At 58.7% G+C, this 18,458-nt stretch carries 15 protein-coding genes and 1 pseudogene; 8 read left to right on the plus strand and 8 right to left on the minus strand.

Annotated elements, in window-relative coordinates; genetic code table 11:
• Positions 1–254 precede the first annotated feature (254 nt).
• Genes E8K79_RS00695 through cysN form a run of 3 tightly spaced genes read left to right on the plus strand, consistent with a single transcriptional unit; the run spans position 255 to position 3,576 of the window.
• The gene (locus tag E8K79_RS00695) at positions 255–965 is read left to right on the plus strand and encodes a phosphoadenylyl-sulfate reductase (RefSeq protein ID WP_281276050.1); all 711 of its coding nucleotides are present in this window, start codon (positions 255–257) and stop codon (positions 963–965) included.
• 56 nt (positions 966–1,021) lie between these two features.
• On the plus strand, positions 1,022–1,927 hold the full coding sequence (gene cysD, locus E8K79_RS00700; protein WP_136513019.1) for a sulfate adenylyltransferase subunit CysD: 906 nt from the start codon (positions 1,022–1,024) through the stop codon (positions 1,925–1,927).
• Positions 1,927–3,576, plus strand: a complete 1,650-nt coding sequence (gene cysN / locus E8K79_RS00705; RefSeq protein WP_136513020.1) for a sulfate adenylyltransferase subunit CysN — start codon at positions 1,927–1,929, stop codon at positions 3,574–3,576. The genes cysD and cysN overlap by 1 nt, the downstream gene beginning before the upstream one ends.
• A 100-nt stretch (positions 3,577–3,676) precedes the next feature.
• Here the strand turns inward: cysN and E8K79_RS00715 are convergent, their stop codons facing one another.
• Positions 3,677–4,609, minus strand: coding sequence for a YeiH family protein (locus E8K79_RS00715; RefSeq protein ID WP_136513021.1), 933 nt, complete (start codon positions 4,607–4,609; stop codon positions 3,677–3,679).
• A gap of 116 nt (positions 4,610–4,725) precedes the next feature.
• Between E8K79_RS00715 and E8K79_RS00720 the strand changes: the two genes are divergently transcribed.
• From E8K79_RS00720 to E8K79_RS21435, 4 genes and pseudogenes are all read left to right on the plus strand, one after another.
• A complete protein-coding gene (locus E8K79_RS00720) occupies positions 4,726–5,652 on the plus strand; it encodes a LysR family transcriptional regulator (RefSeq protein ID WP_136513022.1) in 927 nt (308 codons plus the stop codon).
• Positions 5,653–6,742: 1,090 nt separating this feature from the next.
• Complete coding sequence (locus E8K79_RS00725; protein WP_136513023.1) at positions 6,743–6,988, plus strand: hypothetical protein; 246 nt, start codon at positions 6,743–6,745, stop codon at positions 6,986–6,988.
• A gap of 508 nt (positions 6,989–7,496) precedes the next feature.
• Positions 7,497–7,670: pseudogene (locus tag E8K79_RS21430) on the plus strand (helix-turn-helix domain-containing protein); the annotation flags it as partial.
• 117 nt (positions 7,671–7,787) lie between these two features.
• Positions 7,788–8,192, plus strand: coding sequence for a response regulator (locus E8K79_RS21435; RefSeq protein ID WP_246043738.1), 405 nt, complete (start codon positions 7,788–7,790; stop codon positions 8,190–8,192).
• A 57-nt stretch (positions 8,193–8,249) separates the two neighbouring features.
• Here the strand turns inward: E8K79_RS21435 and E8K79_RS00735 are convergent, their stop codons facing one another.
• A complete protein-coding gene (locus E8K79_RS00735; protein WP_136513025.1) occupies positions 8,250–8,561 on the minus strand; it encodes a hypothetical protein in 312 nt (103 codons plus the stop codon).
• Positions 8,562–8,739: 178 nt separating this feature from the next.
• Between E8K79_RS00735 and E8K79_RS00740 the strand changes: the two genes are divergently transcribed.
• Positions 8,740–9,312, plus strand: coding sequence for a YcbK family protein (locus tag E8K79_RS00740; protein ID WP_136513026.1), 573 nt, complete (start codon positions 8,740–8,742; stop codon positions 9,310–9,312).
• Between the two features lie 35 nt (positions 9,313–9,347).
• Here E8K79_RS00740 and nhaD read toward each other — a convergent pair whose 3' ends face one another.
• The 6 genes from nhaD to E8K79_RS00770 form a co-directional block, all read right to left on the minus strand.
• The gene (nhaD, locus tag E8K79_RS00745; protein ID WP_136513027.1) at positions 9,348–10,631 is read right to left on the minus strand and encodes a sodium:proton antiporter NhaD; all 1,284 of its coding nucleotides are present in this window, start codon (positions 10,629–10,631) and stop codon (positions 9,348–9,350) included.
• A gap of 130 nt (positions 10,632–10,761) precedes the next feature.
• Positions 10,762–12,141 carry a TRAP transporter large permease gene (locus E8K79_RS00750; RefSeq protein ID WP_136513028.1) on the minus strand — a complete coding sequence of 460 codons (1,380 nt, stop codon included), beginning with the start codon at positions 12,139–12,141 and terminating at the stop codon, positions 10,762–10,764.
• Positions 12,138–12,809 (minus strand): TRAP transporter small permease, encoded by a 672-nt coding sequence (locus tag E8K79_RS00755; protein ID WP_198419753.1) that lies wholly within the window; start codon positions 12,807–12,809, stop codon positions 12,138–12,140. Before E8K79_RS00755 ends, E8K79_RS00750 begins: the two co-directional genes overlap by 4 nt.
• Positions 12,810–12,878: 69 nt before the next feature.
• Positions 12,879–13,883 (minus strand): TRAP transporter substrate-binding protein, encoded by a 1,005-nt coding sequence (locus E8K79_RS00760; RefSeq protein WP_136513029.1) that lies wholly within the window; start codon positions 13,881–13,883, stop codon positions 12,879–12,881.
• Between the two features lie 398 nt (positions 13,884–14,281).
• Complete coding sequence (locus tag E8K79_RS00765; protein ID WP_136513030.1) at positions 14,282–15,661, minus strand: sigma-54-dependent transcriptional regulator; 1,380 nt, start codon at positions 15,659–15,661, stop codon at positions 14,282–14,284.
• Between the two features lie 124 nt (positions 15,662–15,785).
• Positions 15,786–18,296: a PAS domain-containing sensor histidine kinase gene (locus tag E8K79_RS00770; protein ID WP_136513031.1), complete on the minus strand. Its 2,511-nt coding sequence runs from the start codon at positions 18,294–18,296 to the stop codon at positions 15,786–15,788.
• Positions 18,297–18,458 lie beyond the last annotated feature (162 nt).

Raw genomic sequence — 18,458 nt, forward strand, 5'->3', positions numbered from 1 at the left:
TCTTGTTTTGCGCTGTGTGTCTCAAATATTCCACTGCCGTGTGACATTTTGTATAGCCGGTGTCATTTTAAATAATTGTGTTTAAACAGATACTTAACTTCATAGGCCTGGCGTCGTTGAAGAGGGTGTAACGTGTGCTTGAATAAAACCTACCGATATTGTCTGAAATTGATGATATTTTTGTTGACTGTGTTGGTGTGATAGGGTAAAAGGTGACTCAAGTTTTTTTGAGAGGGAATACCCGTCTCGAATCTATCCAAGAGGAAGCCAATATGACATCTGTTCCCGAAGTCGCCCCAAACGCCACCGCCCAGGAGATTCTCCGCCTCGGTGTGACCGCAGCGCAAGGCCCCGTGAAGCTCGCCTGCTCGTTCTCCCTCGAGGACGTGGCCATCATCGAGCTGGCCCGTGAGGCCAGTCTGGAGGTCGGCGTCTTCGCGCTCGACACCGGCAGGCTGAATGAGGAGACCTACGAGGTGGCCGATGCCATCACAGAGCGCTACCGCATCAAGATCGACTGGTATTTTCCCCGGCACGAGGCGGTGGAAAAGCTCGAACGCGAGAAGGGGCTCTTCTCCTTCCGCGAGTCGCTGGATAACCGCCACGAGTGCTGCCATATCCGCAAGGTGGAGCCGCTCGGGCGCGCGCTCAAGGAGCTTTCCGGTTGGGTCACCGGCTTGCGCCGCGAACATAGCGTGACCAGGACGGACCTGAAGGCCATCGAACTTGATACGCTGAACGGCGGCATCATCAAGATCAACCCGCTGCTCGACTGGAGCGAGGCCCAGTTGCTGGACTTCGCAACAGAGCGCCGTCTGCCGCAGAACCGCCTTCTGAAGCAGGGGTATCGTTCCATCGGTTGCGCCCCCTGCACCAGGGTGGTTCAGCCGGGAGAGGATGCCCGCGCGGGAAGGTGGTGGTGGGAGAACCCCGAGCAAAAGGAATGCGGGCTGCACCGGAGATAGACGGCGCGAGCCCGGCGCGACCGGCGCCGGTACAAAGATTCGATACGGGAAACGATATGAAGAAAAATCTGACGCACCTGCAGCAACTGGAAGCCGAGAGCATTCACATCATCCGCGAAGTGGTGGCCGAGTTCGAGAACCCGGTGATGCTCTACTCGATCGGCAAGGACTCCGCAGTCATGCTGCACCTGGCACGCAAGGCCTTCTATCCGGCGCCGCCGCCTTTTCCGCTGTTGCACGTGGACACCACCTGGAAGTTCCGTGACATGATCGACTTCCGCGGCCGGATGGCGAAGGAATCCGGTATGGAGCTTCTCGTGCACGTGAACGAGGAAGGGGTGAAAAAAGGCGTCTCTCCGTTCACCCATGGTTCCGCCCTCTACACGGACGTCATGAAGACCGAGGGGCTGAAGCAGGCGCTCGACAAGTACAAGTTCGACGCCGCCTTCGGCGGGGCCCGCCGCGACGAGGAGAAGTCCCGCGCGAAGGAGCGCATCTTCTCCTTCCGGAGCGCGAACCACCGCTGGGACCCGAAGAACCAGCGCCCCGAACTCTGGAGCCTCTACAACACCCGCATCAAGCCGGGGGAGAGCATCAGGGTGTTCCCGCTTTCCAACTGGACCGAGCTCGACATCTGGCAGTACATCCACCTGGAAGAGATTCCCATCGTGCCGCTCTACTACTCGGCGGTGCGCCCGGTGGTCGAGCGGGACGGCATGCTCATCATGGTGGACGACGACAGGCTCGAGTTGAAGCCCGGCGAGAAGATCGAGTATAAATCGGTCCGTTTCCGCACCCTGGGCTGCTACCCCCTGACCGGGGCGGTCGAGTCCGAGGCGGACACGCTGCCGGACATCATCCAGGAAATGCTGCTCACCCGCACCTCCGAGCGTCAGGGACGCCTGATCGACCATGACCAGGCAGGCTCCATGGAGAAGAAGAAACAGGAAGGGTACTTCTAATGGCACATCAATCTGAACTGATCGAGCAAGATATCCTAGCCTACCTGAAGAGCCAGGAAGAAAAGTCGCTTCTGCGCTTCATCACCTGCGGGAGCGTCGACGACGGCAAGAGCACCCTCATCGGGCGCCTTTTGTGGGACTCCAAGATGGTCTTCGAGGACCAGTTGGCGGCTCTCGAGGCCGACAGCAAGAAGGTGGGGACGCAGGGGGGCGCCATCGACTACGCCCTTCTTCTTGACGGGCTGCAGGCCGAGCGCGAGCAGGGGATCACCATCGACGTCGCCTACCGGTTCTTCTCAACGGACCGGCGCAAGTTCATCGTCGCCGACACCCCCGGCCACGAGCAGTACACCCGGAATATGGTTACCGGCGCCTCGACCGCCAAGGTCGCGGTCATCCTGGTCGATGCGCGCAAGGGGCTGCTGACTCAGACCCGCAGGCACAGCTTCCTCGTGTCGCTCGTCGGGATCAGGCACATCGTGCTGGCGATCAACAAGATGGACCTGATCGGCTACGACGAGGAGAAGTTCCGGGCCATCGAGGAGGACTACTGCGCGTTCGCGGCGCCGCTTGGTTTCGAGTCCATTACCGCGCTCCCCATCTCGGCTTTGAACGGCGATAACATCATCGAGAAAAGCGCCGAGACCCCGTGGTACCAGGGTCCCACCCTGATGCACTTTTTGGAGACGGTGCAGGTCGAGGACGATAGGGACGAGCGCCCCTTCCGGCTTCCGGTGCAGTGGGTGAACCGTCCAAACCTCGATTTCCGCGGTTTCTGCGGCACCATCGCTTCCGGCACCATCCGTCCCGGCGACGAGGTACGCGTTGCCTCCTCCGGCCACACGAGCCGGGTAGCGAGGATCGTGACCTACAACGGGGATCTGGAGGAGGCGGTGGCAGGACAGGCCATCACGCTGACCCTCGAGGACGAGATCGACATCAGCCGCGGCGACATGCTGACGCGTCTGGACGCGCCCCCTCTTTACACTAGGCATCCCGAGGCGCACGTCGTCTGGATGCACGATGAGCCGTTGCAGCCGGGGCAGCTTTACCTGGTGAAGACGGCGACCGGGGTGACCCCGGGGCGGGTAACCGCGGTGCAGTATGCGGTGGACGTGAACACCCTGGAGCAGAAGCAGGTTGCCACCCTTGGGCTGAACGAGATAGGCCTTGCCAGGCTCGAGCTGGATCGCCCTGTCTCCTTCGACCCGTACGGGAGCAATCGCGACACGGGAAGCTTCATTCTCATCGACCGGTTCACCAATGCGACCGTTGCCGCCGGCATGGTTCTGGACGGGCCGGATGAAGCGCAGAAGGCGCACCTTTCGCAGGAAGATAGCCCGTGGGCGCCGCGCCGCATCGTGCTCGATGCCGTCGCCGCGACCAACCTGAACGTGGTCGATCTGACCGAGGAGAAGGGGCTTTTCCTGCTCGATCTTGCGAGGAGCATCGAGGAGTACTTGGAAAAGGGTAACCGCATCCTGTTCCGGCTGCGCGACCTGGCTCAATTGGAGCCGGTGGCGCAGCTGGCCTACGACAAGAACCTCGCCTTCGAGTTCGATCGCAACGGTGACGGCGTCAGTCTGCTTCTGTTCAAGCGCGGCACAGCCCCCGCCAAGGGGTATGGCGACGACGGCATCGGTATCTAGTAAAGGACCAACCAGGCCAGTCTGGCCAGTCCAACCAGTCCGACTGGTCCGACTGGTCCGACTGGTCCGACTGGTCCGACTGGTCCGACTGGCTGGCTGGCTACCCAGCCGCTCTCACCATTAGCGCCGCCAGTGTCACGCCGCTAACCACAAGCCACAGCGTCACACCCTGCAGCATCGGGCGTACACCGACCTTTCCCAAAACCTCTCTGCTGAGCCCCAACCCGACGAAAAACAGGGACACACCCAGGCCGTGCCTGGCAAAGGCCGCAACCTGATTCCACTGCACCTCAAAAGCCGGTAATAGGCTCCGCACGGCTGCTGCTGCGATGAAGCCGATGATGAACAGCGGTACGCGTACTCTCTTGTCAGACTTTTTCAGCAGGGCCGCGCCGAAAACGACCGGCATGATCCACATGGCGCGGGTGAGCTTCACCGTGGTCCCGACCTTCAGGGCTTCGTCCCCAAAGGCGGATGCCGCACCGACGACGCTGCTCGTGTCGTGAATGGCAAGTCCCGCCCAAGTGCCGAACACATCCTGGCGCAGGTCCAGCAGATGCCCTATCAGAGGAAACAGCAACAGAGCCACGGAGTTGAGGGTGAAGACGGTCCCAAGGGCCACCGCCGTCTCGTCATCCTTGGCGTCCAGCACCGGCGCTAATGCAGCAATCGCACTGCCGCCGCAAATTGCCGTTCCCGCAGATATCAGCGCGGATGTGTTGCTTTGAGTGCCGAAAAGTCTTCCCAACAGGTATCCGACGCCGAGGGTGAAGCCAATCCCCACTATGGTGTACCCGAGACTTTCCCTTCCTGTCTGCACCACTTCTCCAAGTTTTAGTCCAAAGCCAAGCCCGACCACGGAGAGCTGCAGCGACACCCTGCTCAAGCTGGCCGTTCTTTGTTGCCACGGGTTGCCCAAGGTCAGGGCGTAGCCAGTCCCGAGGGCGAGGGCCAAGGCGGGGCCACCCCATGGGGAGATGGCCAGCGCCAGACATAGAATCATGACAATGCTTCGGACCTCCATGTGTCTCATTTTCCCCTCCTTAATGTGGAAATCTATTGCGGATAATATGTCTTTTGAGATATAAACAAAAATTAGTAATTTAGATAAATAGTATCAATTTGATTTATGTTTATCCGGGGTAGGCTATGACGATAACGCTCAGGCAGCTAGAGATATTCGAGAAGGTCGCAGCATGCGGCGGGGTGACCCAGGCTAGTGGCCAACTGCTGTTGACCCAATCGGCGGTCAGCATGGCGCTTGCTGAGCTGGAAAGGCTGGCGGGAGCGCCCCTCTTCGAGCGCTCCGGGAGGCGGCTCTTTTTGAATGATCGCGGGCGGGAGATGCTTCCTCAAGCGCGGGAGGTGCTTTCGCGCGTACGCATGATTGAGCTTTTCCTGGACGAGTCCGTCGGTGCACCTAAAGGAACCTTGGTTATCGGGGCGAGCACGACCATCGGCAACTACCTGTTGCCTGCAATGGTCGGCGAGTTCTCGAAGCGGTATTGCGACGCCAAAGCTCTGCTGCAGGTCGGCAATGCACTTCAGATTGAGCACGGGGTCGAGTCGGGTGAATTGGACCTTGGGCTCGTCGAAGGTCTGCCGCATCTTTCGTCGCTCGCTACCACCCCCTGGAGGCGGGATGAACTCGTGATTGTTGTCGGGCAGCAACATCCGTGGGCAGCGGCCCGAACGGCCACTCAGGACATGCTGCGGGAAGCCCCATGGATCGTGCGCGAGAGGGGGTCCGGAACAAGGGAGGTTTTCGAGGCGGCAATGGAGAGGGCAGGTGTGACTTACTCCATTGCCCTTGAACTGGGTCATACCGAGGCAATCAAGAAGGCGGTGGAAGCGGGGCTTGGGGTCGGGTGCGTTTCCAGAATGGCGGTCCAGCGGGAACTGGATCACGGGTGGCTTTTAGAAGTTACCAGTACGGTGGATCTACAGCGCACCCTGCTTCTTGTTACCAGAAAAAACGACTACCGCACCGCGTTGATGCGAGCGTTCCTCGGGATGCTTGAAGAGAGCAGGGATGTCGACGAAGTGAAGAGCGAGAAGGCAAGGGAATCGGTTTGATGTTAAGAAGACCAAAATGATCTTTTTTATGTTGACTTGATAGTGCTGCAGGTGTAGAAATAAATAACCTCAATTATGGGAAAGGAGATCAGGCAATGTGGACCTCTAAGTTTGCTATTCGTCCTGTATCGCACTGCAAAGAAGGTTGCAGTATTTAGCCCGTCTCGGAAGAGATGGGCGGCCCACAACCAAAAAGCCCCTGTAGAGATACAGGGGCTTTTTGCGTTTGTACTTTGAGGCGGCGCTCATGCCGCCTCTATGACTGCCGGTGACGGAGTGGTTGCCCGTAAAAGACAGCTGTCCCTACGGTGCAACCAGCTTCCAGTTTACGCACGAAGAAGCGCGGAGATCTTTCCTCTCTTTTATGGAAGGCGTAGCGACTGTCCCGTCATGACAGGACATGCACAACCTCCCTTTGCCAAGTCGTGGATCGAAATCCTCAGGAACGGCGACATTGGCCGGAATGTTGAGGGCATATGCTTTCCCGGACTTGGTCTGTTCCGTCTTGCTATTCCACAACATGCCACCCTCGGTAGTATCCTGATGCGGGACATGACAGAACTGACACAGCTTGCCCGCCCCTGGAACAGCAACGGGCGCGTTAGCCGCATGGTCCGCTCCCTCGGAACTCGCACAAGGAGGCACGTCAGCTTCTGCGATGACGGCAATGCATAACACAGTAAAAAAAATAATGACAAATCTGCACATCGAGAGCTTGTTCATGGCGATCTCGCTAGCCGGCACCCGCTTTAAAGGGGCATTCGGCCGATGGATTTTGACGGTCACCTGTAGGTCAGGCTACACCTCTCCAAAGTTGGCGGCATTTTACACATACATGACTTGATAATCAAATGAAATATATATGTAGGAATAAATGAATATATCCTTCGGTATAGATTCCTACATTTAAGCTGGACCAGTAGGTAATGGATCCTGGCTGCTAATGCAACAGGCCCTTTTCATGGAGTCGTAGCCCATGAGTAGTGGTTCTTACCAGACGGCTAATGCTTTCAAGCTTGAAGACTTTGAGGCAATACAGTAAGGTGCCCAACTGCACGCGAGGTTATCTTTTTGGAGGATGAAGGAGTTTATGAGAAGCGGTAAGAGGGGCGGTTTTGTGATGATACTGTTTTGCATGCCATTCCTGCTGGAGTGGTGGTTCCTCAGCTCCATGCATTCGGGTATGGCCATTGCGGTTGTCCTTTTACTGCTGGGGCTGCTTTTCCTCTGCTACTGTGCCATCGCCTTGTTACTTCCGGAGCCGCCCATCCCTCAGAGGGTAGGAAACTTCTCGTTCTCATCGCCGGATACTCTTCAGCGCAAATATCTTTCCTAGTTTTTCTTTCCTGGTTTTTTCCCACTTGTCCCGGCTCATGCAGGCAGCCTCCACCGAAAGCAACCTGTCGTGGAGGCATGTTAAGCCCGCTAGCTTTATGTTGATCTTTGGCTGGGACAACCTTCCTTCGTAACAGCCAGGCCCCTTGCATACGCCGTTGGGGCTACCTAAATACTTGTCGTATTTTCGCCTACACATGAATAAAATTTACTGTTATTTGGAATTACCCGGTTTTGAACATGCGAGCAGGATCCTGCAGCGTAAACATCAACATGGTAGCCTTGCTCACCTTTTCTCGTAGGCTTTTATGCGTTAAATCAAATATTTAATGGCTGTGGTGGTAAGAGGGGCCCATGGTGATGTCGACTGTGCATTCCACGGTTCGCAATGGCGGCCGTTGATTGCACAGTGCTGTCATAGGAGATATTTTTTTATTGTGGGGGTAATTGTCTACAGTAATTTAAGTGAATATTTGCTATAAAAGCTTCCCATGTCTGGAGGAGCATTAATGACCATTGAAGAAGCATTCGGCATAGTCGTACGACGACTGAGAAGGGAACGCAACCTCTCTCAGGACAGGCTGTCTATGTTAAGCTGCCTGGACCGCAAATTCATATCCAACATCGAAGGCGGTAAACAGCAGCCGAGTCTCTTGTCCATATTTGCCCTTGCCTCCGCCCTCAACGCATCCGCCTCCAGTATCATCTTTGAGACAGAATTCATCCTTAAAATTAACACTCCGGAAAGGATGCGGCCCGACGGGAGCAAGATCGACTGGATCAGTAGCATGGAGATCATGATGAGTAAGATTAACAACTGCTACCAGGGGACAGAGACCATTCTGATCGTCGACGACGAGAAACAGTTGCGCGAGATGCTCTCTGATTTCCTCGTAAGCTACGGTTACCGAGTGATCACTGCTGAAGACGGTCAGGATGCGTTGGACAAGTACAAACAGAACGAACCGATCCACCTGGTGGTCATGGACGTGGTTATGCCCCGCAAGGATGGTATTAGCTGTTTCAGGGAGATAAAGAAGGTGAACCCGGCCGCGAAGGCGGTGTTCATGAGCGGCTACCGCCCGGATCACCTGCAAGCGAAGCCCGATTTCCAGCTCATTCAGAAGCCGTTTTCCCCGGTCGAGATGATCAAGGCGATTAGGAGCGCGCTGGAGAGTGAGCAGGAGGTAATTGGCGACCGGTGACCAGCTCTGTAGAAAAATGAATCCATGAAGGGACGTTCCGACGAACGTCCCTTTTTTTTATCCCTGCTGGTACAAAAGGCTGAGCATCCAGGCCGTAGCGAGGGTTGACGAGAACCATATGATCGCCCGCGGCGTGATGTCCTTTGGAATATCCAGGTACGGCCGCTCGCCACGCAGCGATTGAATCCTGTACTCGATGGTTTGCTTGCCGTGGACGAACACGGCGATGGAGATAGGGAACCACAGGGCTCCAGATAGGGTGAGGAGGGCGCTCAGCGGGCCTTTGAGGTGTTCGCCCATGGAGAGCAGAAGCGCCAGCGTGACTCCTGAAACGAGTGCTGTGGTCTTAGTGGCGTAGGGTATTTTCATGGCAGACCCCGTGCTGTCCGGGAGGTGGGTGCCGACCCACACAGCAAAGCATACAAAGCCACATTAGCAAGCTAAAGAAAGTGGAAGAGTATGGGGAATTGTTGACAGCTTGGGAGACTTTGTGGTAGCAAGGAGGGGCGATTTCAGGTCGCTAATTGCCTGATTTATAGAGGTTTATGTGAAAGATGCAATGTTGTGCCGCAGGATGTTTCTCAAGTCCTCCGCCTTTTTTGCTGCGACCCTTCTTGGTGCCAAATCAGCCTTTGCGAGAATGGTCGATGGCGCCGGTACCGGCAGCCTTACCGAGGGCAAACTCTCCCTGTACAACGTCAACTGCAACGAACGGCTCACCGTAACCTACCGCAACAGCCTAGGCGAGTACTGCGATGAAGCCCTGCAGGCCTTGAACTGGATCTTCCGCTGCCACCATACCAACCAGACAACGAAAATGGACCTTCGCGTCGTCGAATACCTGAACCGGCTGGACAACACCCTGGGGGGCGACAACGAGATTCACATCATCTCCGGTTACCGCTCTCCTGAATACAACGCCGAGCTGCGCCGTCGCTCAAAAGGCGTGGCGAAAGACAGCCTCCACATGAAGGGGATGGCTATCGACCTCGCCATCCCGAGGTTCGGGCTGGACCGGATAAGAAAAGGTGCCCTGACCCTTGCCGCGGGCGGCGTCGGTTACTACCCTCAGTCCGGTTTCGTTCACATCGATTCCGGACACTTCAGGACCTGGGGATAGTCCCGGATCACACAGGACTACGCAAGCCCCAGCCGTCACCCAAAGACCCTCGTCTGCAGCAAGTAAACACCTATTCCTCCGAAATAGCCCAAAAGGGCAAGCCCGCTTATCTTCCTCACATACCAGAAGAAGTGCACCTTCTCGAGTCCCATGGCGGCCACCCCTGCTGCCGAGCCGATGACGAGTATGGAACCGCCGGTACCGGCGCAGTAGGCCATGAATTCCCAGAGAAAACTGTCGGCCGGATGCGCGGCCAGGTTGTACATCCCCATGGAGGCGGCAACGAGCGGCACGTTGTCGACGATAGCGCTCACAAGCCCGATGAGGGTGACGATCAGGTCGAGGCGTCCCACGGTACGGTCGAGCCAGCCCGCGATTGCCGACAGGATGTGCGTGTGTTCCAGCGTCGCCACCGCAAGCAGGATGCCGATGAAGAAGACGATGGAGCTCATGTCGATCTTCTCCAGGGCGTGTGCCAGGGTGAAGTGCCGCTTGTCCATCTCCTCCTTCTTCCTGTGCACGAGGTCACCGGCGAGCCAAAGAATGCCGAGCCCGAGCAGTATCCCCATGAAAGGGGGTAGGTGGGTCACCGTCTTGAAAACCGGGACGCTCACCAGGATGCCGATGCCGAGGAGGAACATGAGGTTGCGCTCGAAGAGGGTGCTCTGCGGGATGTCGCCGTTTTCCTCTCGGACCGGAGCCACCACCTCGCGGCCTCTCAATTGGAACGCGACCACGGTAAGCGGCAGCAACAGGTTCACCAGCGAAGGGGCGAGCACTCCCTTCATGATCGCCAGGGTGGTGATCTGGCCGCCGATCCATAGCATGGTGGTGGTGACGTCGCCGATTGGGGTCCAGGCGCCGCCGGCGTTGGCGGCGATGACGATGAGACCGGCGAAGAAGAGACGGTCCTCGTGGTTATCGAGGAGTTTCTTCATCAGCGAGATCATGACGATGGTGGTGGTCAGGTTGTCGAGCACCGCGCTCAGAAAGAAGGTAACGAAGCCAACGAGCCACATGAGCGAGGAGAGTTTCCTGGTATTTATGTGGGAAGTGATCACCTCGAACCCGTTGTGGGCGTCGATCACCTCAACTATGGTCATCGCCCCGATCAGAAAAAAGACGATCTGCGCCGTGGACGCCAACGACTCGTTCAACTGGTGTACGACAAGGTGTGAATCCGGGTTTGCGAGCGCGTACACGGACCAGAGCAGGCCCGCACCGAGAAGTGCGGAGGATGACTTGTTGATCCCGATGGGGTGTTCAAGGGCGATGGCCGCATAGGCGATGATGAAGATGGCGACGAGCAAGGTTACCATGGGGGTGAGGTTCCTTAGGAGTGGCGCTTGGGGACTCGGGCATTGATAGCGCAACTTGGTCAGCGGGTAAAGGTAAAAAGGGCCTGTCGTATGGACAGGCCCTTTTTCATTCAACGGTTAGGCTCTGCCGCTAGTAACCGAGTGCGCGCGGCAGCCAGAGCGAGATGATCGGTACGTAAGTGATCAGGAGCATGAAGCAGAGCATGGCGAGCAGCCATGGCCAGACCGCCACTGTCAGTTCCGATATCCCCATCTTAGTGATGCCGCTGGCAACATAGAGGTTGAGACCGACCGGCGGGTGGCACATGCCGACCTCCATGTTCACCGTGATGAGCACGCCGAAGTGGACCGGGTCGATGCCGAGCTGCATGGCGACCGGGAACAGGATCGGGGCGAGGATCAGGATGATCGAGGAGGGCTCCATGACGTTTCCGGCCAGAAGCAGCAGCACGTTGGTCACCAGCAGGAAGGAGACCACGCCGAGGTTGTGGCCGAGGATCCAGTCCGCCATGAGCTGCGGGATGTTCTCGTGCGTCATCAGGAAGCTGAAGAGTACCGCGTTGGTGATGATGTACAAAAGCATCGCCGACATGCTGGCCGAGTCCAGGAGCACCTTCGGGACCTTCTTGAAGGGGACGTCGCGATAGACGAAGACGGCGATGACGAAGGCGTACACCGCGCTCATCGCGGCCGCCTCTGTCGGGGTGAACATACCTGAGTAGATACCGCCTAAGACGATGACGATCAGGAACAGGCCCCAGACGCTGTCGCGGAAAGCCTTGGCGCGCTCGCCCCAGGTCGCCTTCTTCATGCGGGGGAGATTTCCTTGCTTCGCCCTGTACCACGCCACAAGGCCGAGCAGGGTGGCGAGCATGAGGCCAGGGATTACGCCGCCCATGAAGAGAGCGCCCACCGAGGAGTTGGTGGCTACGCAGTAGACCACCATCGGAATGGACGGCGGGATCAGGATGCCCAGCGAACCGGAGGTGGTGATGACGCCGGCGCCGAAGCGCTTCGGGTATCCGGCGCGCACCATCGCGGGCATCATGATGGATCCGATCGCGACGACGGTCGCGGGGCTCGAACCTGAGACCGCGGCGAAGAGGGCGCAGGCCATGACGCCGGCGAGTGCCAGGCCGCCGTGCCAGTGCCCCACAATGGAGGTGGCGAAGTTGATCATCCTTTTGGCGACGCCCCCGTGGGTCAGGAAGTTACCGGCCAGGATGAAGAACGGGATCGCCATGATCTCGAACTTCTCGATGCCGGTAAAGAGCTTCATGGCGACCGCCTCGGTCGGCACCTCAGAGAAGAAGAAGAGGAAGGTGAGCACGGTGAGGCCGAGTGCGATGGAGATGGGCATGCCCGTCAGCATCAGGGCCAAGAGAAGCGCGAAGACGATGCCGGTGCTGCCGAGGGTGGCTATCGCTCCAAGTATCACGGCGATGGCGAGAAGCCAGGTCGCCGCCTTTTTCTTGGAAAATTGTTCCCAGCCAGCTACTGCAGTACTCATTTCACACCCCCAGCGTCTTTATGATTGAACTTGTGCTGCTCGTATTCCTCCAGCGCATCGGTGGAGTCGAGCGTACCGATCTCGTCGATACCGTCGACATGGGCATGGTCATGGTGCGGCAGCTCGCCGGTACGCAGGAAGGCGTATCCAACCTGCAGGAAGCGGAAGCACATGAGGTACGAGCCCAGCGGAACGGCGCAATAGACGATCCAGGTCGGCCACTCGAGGTCCGGGGTGGTGGGGCCTTCGATCAGATCGGTGATGTTCATGCCGAGCTTGTTGAATACGGCGTAGTGCATGCCGTTTTCCCAGACGAACTTGGCGCCCAGCGAGCCGATCAGGCCGGTGAAGATGACACCGCCAAGGACAGCGATGATCACGGTGGTCTTGCGCCAGGAATCGGGGAGGCGGGTTACCAGGACGTCCACCCCCACGTGGATGCCGCTTCTGACGCCGTATGCGGCGCCGAACTTGGCCATCCAGACGAACATGTAGATGCAGAGCTCCTGCGCCCAGCTCATGTTAATGGTCAGCAGCCAGTCCTGCAGCCCCGGGATCGGGAGGCCGGACAGGTAGCGATGGGCGACGGCGACGGCGATGATTACCGTGGCGGCGCCGATGAGGAAGGTGATGATGATTTCCTCAAGATGGTCAAGATACTTCATCATGATGGGCTTCTCCTGGAACTCTCGGCGACGGCCGCCTGGATGCGGCCGTCGCGTTAAGGTTCGGCGTGATTAGTTCGCGTTGTAACCGGTGGCCGCGTAGACTTCCTTCACGATGTCGGCACCGATGCGGCTCATGTTGTCCTTGTGAGCCTTGTCCATCGCCTTCTTCCAGGCAGCGCGCTCCTGCGGGGTGAGGGTGATCAGCTGGCTGCGGCCGGACTTCTTGACGGCGGCGAGGGCCTCGTCGTTGTCCTTCTTGGCAACGTCGTTTGCATACTTGGTTGCGTCTTTCATGCACCCTTCGAGGATGGTGCGGATGTCAGCCGGGAGCCCCTGCCAGAACTTCTTGTTCACGATGACCGCATAGCCGAGGTAGCCATGGTCGGAGAGGGTGACGTATTTCTGCACCTCGTGCATCTTCTGGGTGTAGAGGTTTGAGGGGGGATTCTCGGTGCCGTCGACGACGCCGGTCTGCAGCGCCTGGTACACTTCGGAGAAGGCGAGTACCTGCGGGATAGCGCCGACCGAGCGCATCTGGGAGTCGAGCACCTTGGAGGACTGGATGCGCATCTTCTGGCCCCTGAAGTCGGCGACGTTCTTGAGCGGCTTGTTGTCGCTCATCACCTTGAAGCCGTTGTCCCAGTAAGCGAGGCCGAGGATGCCTTTCGGCTCGAGCTTCTTGAGGAGCTTGGCACCCACCGGCCCCTGGGTCACCTTGTGTAGTTCCTGATAGTTGTCGAAGATGAAGGGGAGGTCGAACACCTCGAACTCCTTGACGCCGAGCGGTGCGAACTTGGCAAGGGAGGGGGCGAGCATCTGGACCGCGCCGAGCTGCAGAGCTTCCATTTCCTCCTTATCCTTGTAAAGCTGGCTGTTCGGGTAGACCTCGACCTTCACGCGCCCCTTGGTGCGCTCTTCGGCCAATTTCTTGAAGTAATCGGCGGCCTGTCCTTTCGGGGTGTGCTGTGCTACGACGTGGCTGAACTTGATCACGATCGGGGCTGCGAAGGCGTTCACCGGCAGGGCGAGTGCCGCTGCCATGGCCAGCGTTTTAAAACAGGCTTTCAGGTTCATAGGGTATTCCTCCTTGGTTGGTGTCCTGCAGTTATGTGAAAATATTTATTAGTTTCGTAACGGCACGTTGATTGAGGCTTGTGGCGTGTTCGTATACGATACATTGTTTTGTTGCAACTGCGGTGCCACATCGTCATGGTTGTAACGTGCTGATTAATGAGAGCTGTTGGTTACAGAATGATGGTTGAAAGGGAAGGCAGTGGCGGAAAACGGCCACATGGGTGGCGGATATCTGCCAAAAGCCGTCTCGCTTGTCGGATTAAAAACTTTGCGCGGGTGCGCCGGGAGAGTGTAGCCGTGGTTGGTGGGGACTAATGTTGGTGCCGTGCCGAAAATAGAACAAGGCGGGCCAACGGCCACGCCTCGTCATCGTTTCGCAGCATCAGATCTTGCAAAAGCTAGAGACCGTACTTCTCCATCTTGTAACGCAGGGTGCCGCGGGGGATCCTCAATATCGTAGCGGTCTGCAGTACGTTGCCGCCCGTCTTTTGCAACGCCTGCCGAATGAGCGTTTTCTCGATGCTGTTGATCGCCTCCTCCAGCCCGACACCCTCGGGAACTTCTATCGCCGTCGCGTTGGTGTCGATCGCAGTATGATCGCTGTCCTGGCTGTTTCTGATTTCCAACGGCAGGTGCTCCGGCAGGAGGGTGGGCCCCGTGCGCATGATGCAGATGCGCTCGATGACGTTTCTTAGCTCGCGCACGTTTCCGGGCCAGGCGTACTGCGCCATGAGCTGTTCCGCCTCGGGCGAGATGTCGCGGAACTGGCGCCCGAAGGAGCGGCTGAATCCATCTAGGAAGTAGGCGGCGAGGGCGGCTATGTCGGCGGTGCGCTCGCGCAGGGGCGGGATGTGGATCGGGAAGACGTTAAGACGGTAGAAGAGGTCCTCCCGGAAACTCTTCTCGGCGATGCGCTGCAAAAGGTCGCGGTTCGTCGCCGCGATCACCCGCACGTCGATGGTGACGTCCTTCACCGCGCCGACCCTGCGTATCGACCTCTCTTGCAGCACCCTCAGGAGTTTTGCCTGCATCGCCATGTCCATCTCTCCGATCTCGTCGAGAAAAATGGTGCCGTGGTGCGCCTCCTCGAAGAGGCCCTTCTTGCGGCTACTCGCACCGGTGAAGGAACCTTTCTCGTGGCCGAAAAGCTCGCTTTCAAGGAGCGTCGCCGGTATCGAGGCGCAGTTGATGGCGATGAAGGGGGCTTCCTTGCGGTCTGATAGGTCGTGGATGGCCCGGGCCACCAACTCCTTGCCCGTCCCTGATTCGCCGGTGATCAGGACGGTCGAGGGTATGCGTGCTATCTCGCGTACCTGGGCCACCACCTCGTTGAAGGCCTCGCTTTTCCCGATGATGGGGGAGGAACCAGGGAGCGTGGCATTTCCCTGGCGCAGTTTGCGCACCTCGCGCTTCAGGGTCTGGGTCTTCAGTGCGAGCTTTACGATGAGGCGCAAGGCGTCCGCCTTGAACGGCTTTTTCATGTAATGAAAGGCGCCAAGCTGCAGCGATTCCACTGCGCTCTCGACCGAGCCGTACCCGGTGATGATGATCACCAGCAGCTCCGGGTCAAGCTCCTTCAGAGCCTTCAGGACGTCGATGCCGTTCTCGGTCCCGAGGTTCAGGTCCAGAAGGGCGAGGTCGATCTGCTCGGAGGCGACGATGTCGCGGGCCTCTTGGCCAGTCTGGGCGGTGCAGACCTGGAACCCTTCCCCGGAGAGGATGCGCTGCACGTTTTCGCAGATGAAGGCTTCGTCGTCGATGATCAGTATCTTTTCCATGCTGTTCCTTTTCCTGTTCAAGCTGATCTGCGTATGCCGCATCTAAATTGAGTAATCGGCGGCTCTGCACCTCCCCCGGGGAGGGGGGAGGCCGGGAGGGGGGATTACCTTTGCCGCCCTGGACTCAATCCGCTTCCTTTTGTTCGCCAAGCGGCAGCTCGACGGTGAACCGGGTTCCCCGACCCTGTGCGCTCTCCACCTGGACCCGCCCTTGGTGCTCTTCGACGATGCGCTGGGTGATCGAAAGGCCGAGACCGGTGCCGGCTCCCTTTCTTGTGAAGAACGGTTCGAAAATAAGGGGCTGGTCCTCGCTGGCGATCCCGGGGCCGTCGTCGCTGATGGTGATCACGGCGTACCCATCGGCAACGGCGGTGGAGACCTCGATACGTCCACCGCCGGGAAGGGCCTGCTGCGCGTTCTTGATGATGTTGAGCACCGCCTGCTTGATCTTCTCCGGGTCGAATCGGAAAGGGGGGACCTCCCCCTCGTTCATGACCAGCTGTACCTGCTGTTTCTCGCACGGTCGCCGCATCAGGAGCACGGTGTCGTTCACGAGCCGGTTGAGGTCGCACTCCCTGAACTCTGCGCGCACCGGGGAAGAGTAGTTCAAAAGGGCGTTGATCAGCTTTTCCACCCGCTCGATCTCGACGAGGGCCTTCTTGATGAGCTCCTTATCTGCCGGGTTGGAGGTCGTCTGGTCGTGCAGGTCGTCCAGTAACAGCGAGATTCCGGTCAGCGGGTTGCGCACCTCGTGGGCGATCCCCGCCGAGAGCTTCCCAAGGGAGGCGAGGCGGTCTAGTCTCATCATCTCCTCGTGCAGGTTCTCGCGCTCGGTCTCGTTGCGCAGAGTCACGGTAAGTCCCTGGTCGGAATCGACGCCGATGGGGAAGAAGCCGACGTCGAAATGGGTCTTGCCCGGTTCATGGTCGAAACGAAAGGTCTCGCGCCCGTATCCCGAACCGGTTGCGAAGACGTCGGCGATCCGGTCGCCTAGTATCCCCCAGCCGTTGAAAACCTCGCGGTAATGCATTCCCGTGGCGATCCCCTCGCCCAGGAAGAGACGGCCGGTGCTGTTGATGGAGGTGAGGAAGCCCTCCGGGGAGAAGGTCACGATGCCGCTCGAGATACTCTGCAGCACGCTCTCCTTGAAGTTGCGTTCGTCAAGGATCTCCAGCCGTGACTTCTTGAGCTCTTCCAGTGTGGCGAGGAGGCTATGTTTGCGGCGGTCCAGCTCGTCGGCCATGTAGTTGAAGGTCTGGGCGAGGACGCCGATCTCGTCGGCGGAGTTCACCGCGACCCTGACCGCGCTGTCGCCGGCGGCGAGCTTTTTGGCACTCACGGTGAGCTGCCTGAGCGGAACGCTGATGCCGCGTGACAAAAGCCAGGCTGAAAGCGCGGAGAAGACGGCGGTGATCAGGATGATGACCCCGCTTGCCTTGCGGTGCTCCCCGAGTTGGCGGCTGATGAGCCTGCTTCCCTTGCGGGACGCCTCGTGGAAGCGATCAACCTGGAAGCCTATGGTGACGCCACCGAAGATGCCGTGCTTCGCGTAGTTACCGGTGTCGTAGAAGATGGGCGCGTAGGCCATGATCTTCTTGGCTCCCCCCACGTTGGTGATGTCCACATGTCCCTCCCGCTTGGCGCGCACCGCCTCGGCCACCTGCGGGTATCCGGGATGAATGAAACCGGCGAAGTCGAGGTTGAAGGGGATGCGGCCGCTGTCCACATCCGCCTTGCTCGACTTGTCGCTGTATGGGGGGACCAGCTTGCCGCTTGGGTCCACACCACGGATGTCCCAGTACTTCGGGTGCGTGATGATCCATCCCTCGTCGTCGAACAAAAAGGCGTAGTTGCCGCTTTGGTAGGAGGGAAAGAGGGCCGCCGCGTTCTTGCCCGGGTCGATGTGCTGGGTGAACTCCATCAGGTGGCGGTGGTCCAGGGAGAGGAGCACCATGCCGGCGAAATTCCCTTTGCGGTCGAAAAGCGGCGCTCCGAAGCGGATCACCCCCTGGTAAATCTTGCCGTCGTAGGCGCTTTCCGGGTCCGGGGCGCCCGCCAACTGCTCCTGCTTGCTGACGTGAAAGCCGGTCAGGTGCGATACGTAGATCTCGCCCGGCTTCAAGGCGCGCACGCGGCGGAAGTAGTCCTCGCTTTTGAACTCCGTGTTCGCGGGGGCGGAGACGTCGGCAAGCTCCCTTTCCGGGACGAAGCTGCCGTTGCGGATCGCCAGGCGCTCCCGCCCCTTTGCGTCGATGATGGCGATGGAGCGGTAGATGGGGCGGAACTCGTGGGTCCCCTGGGCTTCGGTGGCACCGCCGCCGCGCTGCCAGACCTCTGAGAGCCTGGTCTGGTAGAAGTCGAGCAGGGTCTCTCGGTCGAGCCGAGACCGCGAAACGAAGAGGAGATCACTCTCGCACTGGTGCAGGAAATCTTTGATGTTTTCCGCGAGGTCCCGCGCCCTCATCTGCAGCGACTCGACGGCCTGGCGGTCGTCGGACTCGGTTATCTCCATCGAGAGCTTGATGCTGGTTGCCTGCAGGTTGGCTAAGAGGATGACGGACGAGACGAAGAGCGGCAGCAGGGAGAGCAGCAGCGTGATGACGAGGATCTTTTTGAAGATGGTGAAACGTGGCACGTGGCTCTCCCATGTGGTTAATCAGTTCGGCAGGTTAGCACAAAAGCTCTTTTCAGAATAGTGTTTCGACACCGTTCGGGAGAGCTAGGAGGCGAGGTGAGGGGGCGCGCCCGGGGGCTCCGTTGCCGATGGCCTTGTTCGACTGTGCCGGTAACCGCGGCT

This window comes from Geomonas edaphica (genome assembly GCF_004917075.1).
Classification (GTDB): domain Bacteria; phylum Desulfobacterota; class Desulfuromonadia; order Geobacterales; family Geobacteraceae; genus Geomonas; species Geomonas edaphica.

Bases quoted from the DNA above. Each gene is read 5' to 3' on its own strand.
- cysD (WP_136513019.1), top strand. From the start codon at position 1,022: ATGAAGAAAAATCTGACGCACCTGCAGCAACTGGAAGCCGAGAGCATT.
- cysN (WP_136513020.1), top strand. From the start codon at position 1,927: ATGGCACATCAATCTGAACTGATCGAGCAAGATATCCTAGCCTACCTG.
- E8K79_RS00715 (WP_136513021.1), bottom strand. From the start codon at position 4,609: ATGAGACACATGGAGGTCCGAAGCATTGTCATGATTCTATGTCTGGCG.
- E8K79_RS00720 (WP_136513022.1), top strand. From the start codon at position 4,726: ATGACGATAACGCTCAGGCAGCTAGAGATATTCGAGAAGGTCGCAGCA.
- E8K79_RS00725 (WP_136513023.1), top strand. From the start codon at position 6,743: ATGAGAAGCGGTAAGAGGGGCGGTTTTGTGATGATACTGTTTTGCATG.
- E8K79_RS21435 (WP_246043738.1), top strand. From the start codon at position 7,788: ATGAGTAAGATTAACAACTGCTACCAGGGGACAGAGACCATTCTGATC.
- E8K79_RS00735 (WP_136513025.1), bottom strand. From the start codon at position 8,561: ATGAAAATACCCTACGCCACTAAGACCACAGCACTCGTTTCAGGAGTC.
- nhaD (WP_136513027.1), bottom strand. From the start codon at position 10,631: ATGGTAACCTTGCTCGTCGCCATCTTCATCATCGCCTATGCGGCCATC.
- E8K79_RS00750 (WP_136513028.1), bottom strand. From the start codon at position 12,141: ATGAGTACTGCAGTAGCTGGCTGGGAACAATTTTCCAAGAAAAAGGCG.
- E8K79_RS00755 (WP_198419753.1), bottom strand. From the start codon at position 12,809: ATGATGAAGTATCTTGACCATCTTGAGGAAATCATCATCACCTTCCTC.
- E8K79_RS00760 (WP_136513029.1), bottom strand. From the start codon at position 13,883: ATGAACCTGAAAGCCTGTTTTAAAACGCTGGCCATGGCAGCGGCACTC.
- E8K79_RS00765 (WP_136513030.1), bottom strand. From the start codon at position 15,661: ATGGAAAAGATACTGATCATCGACGACGAAGCCTTCATCTGCGAAAAC.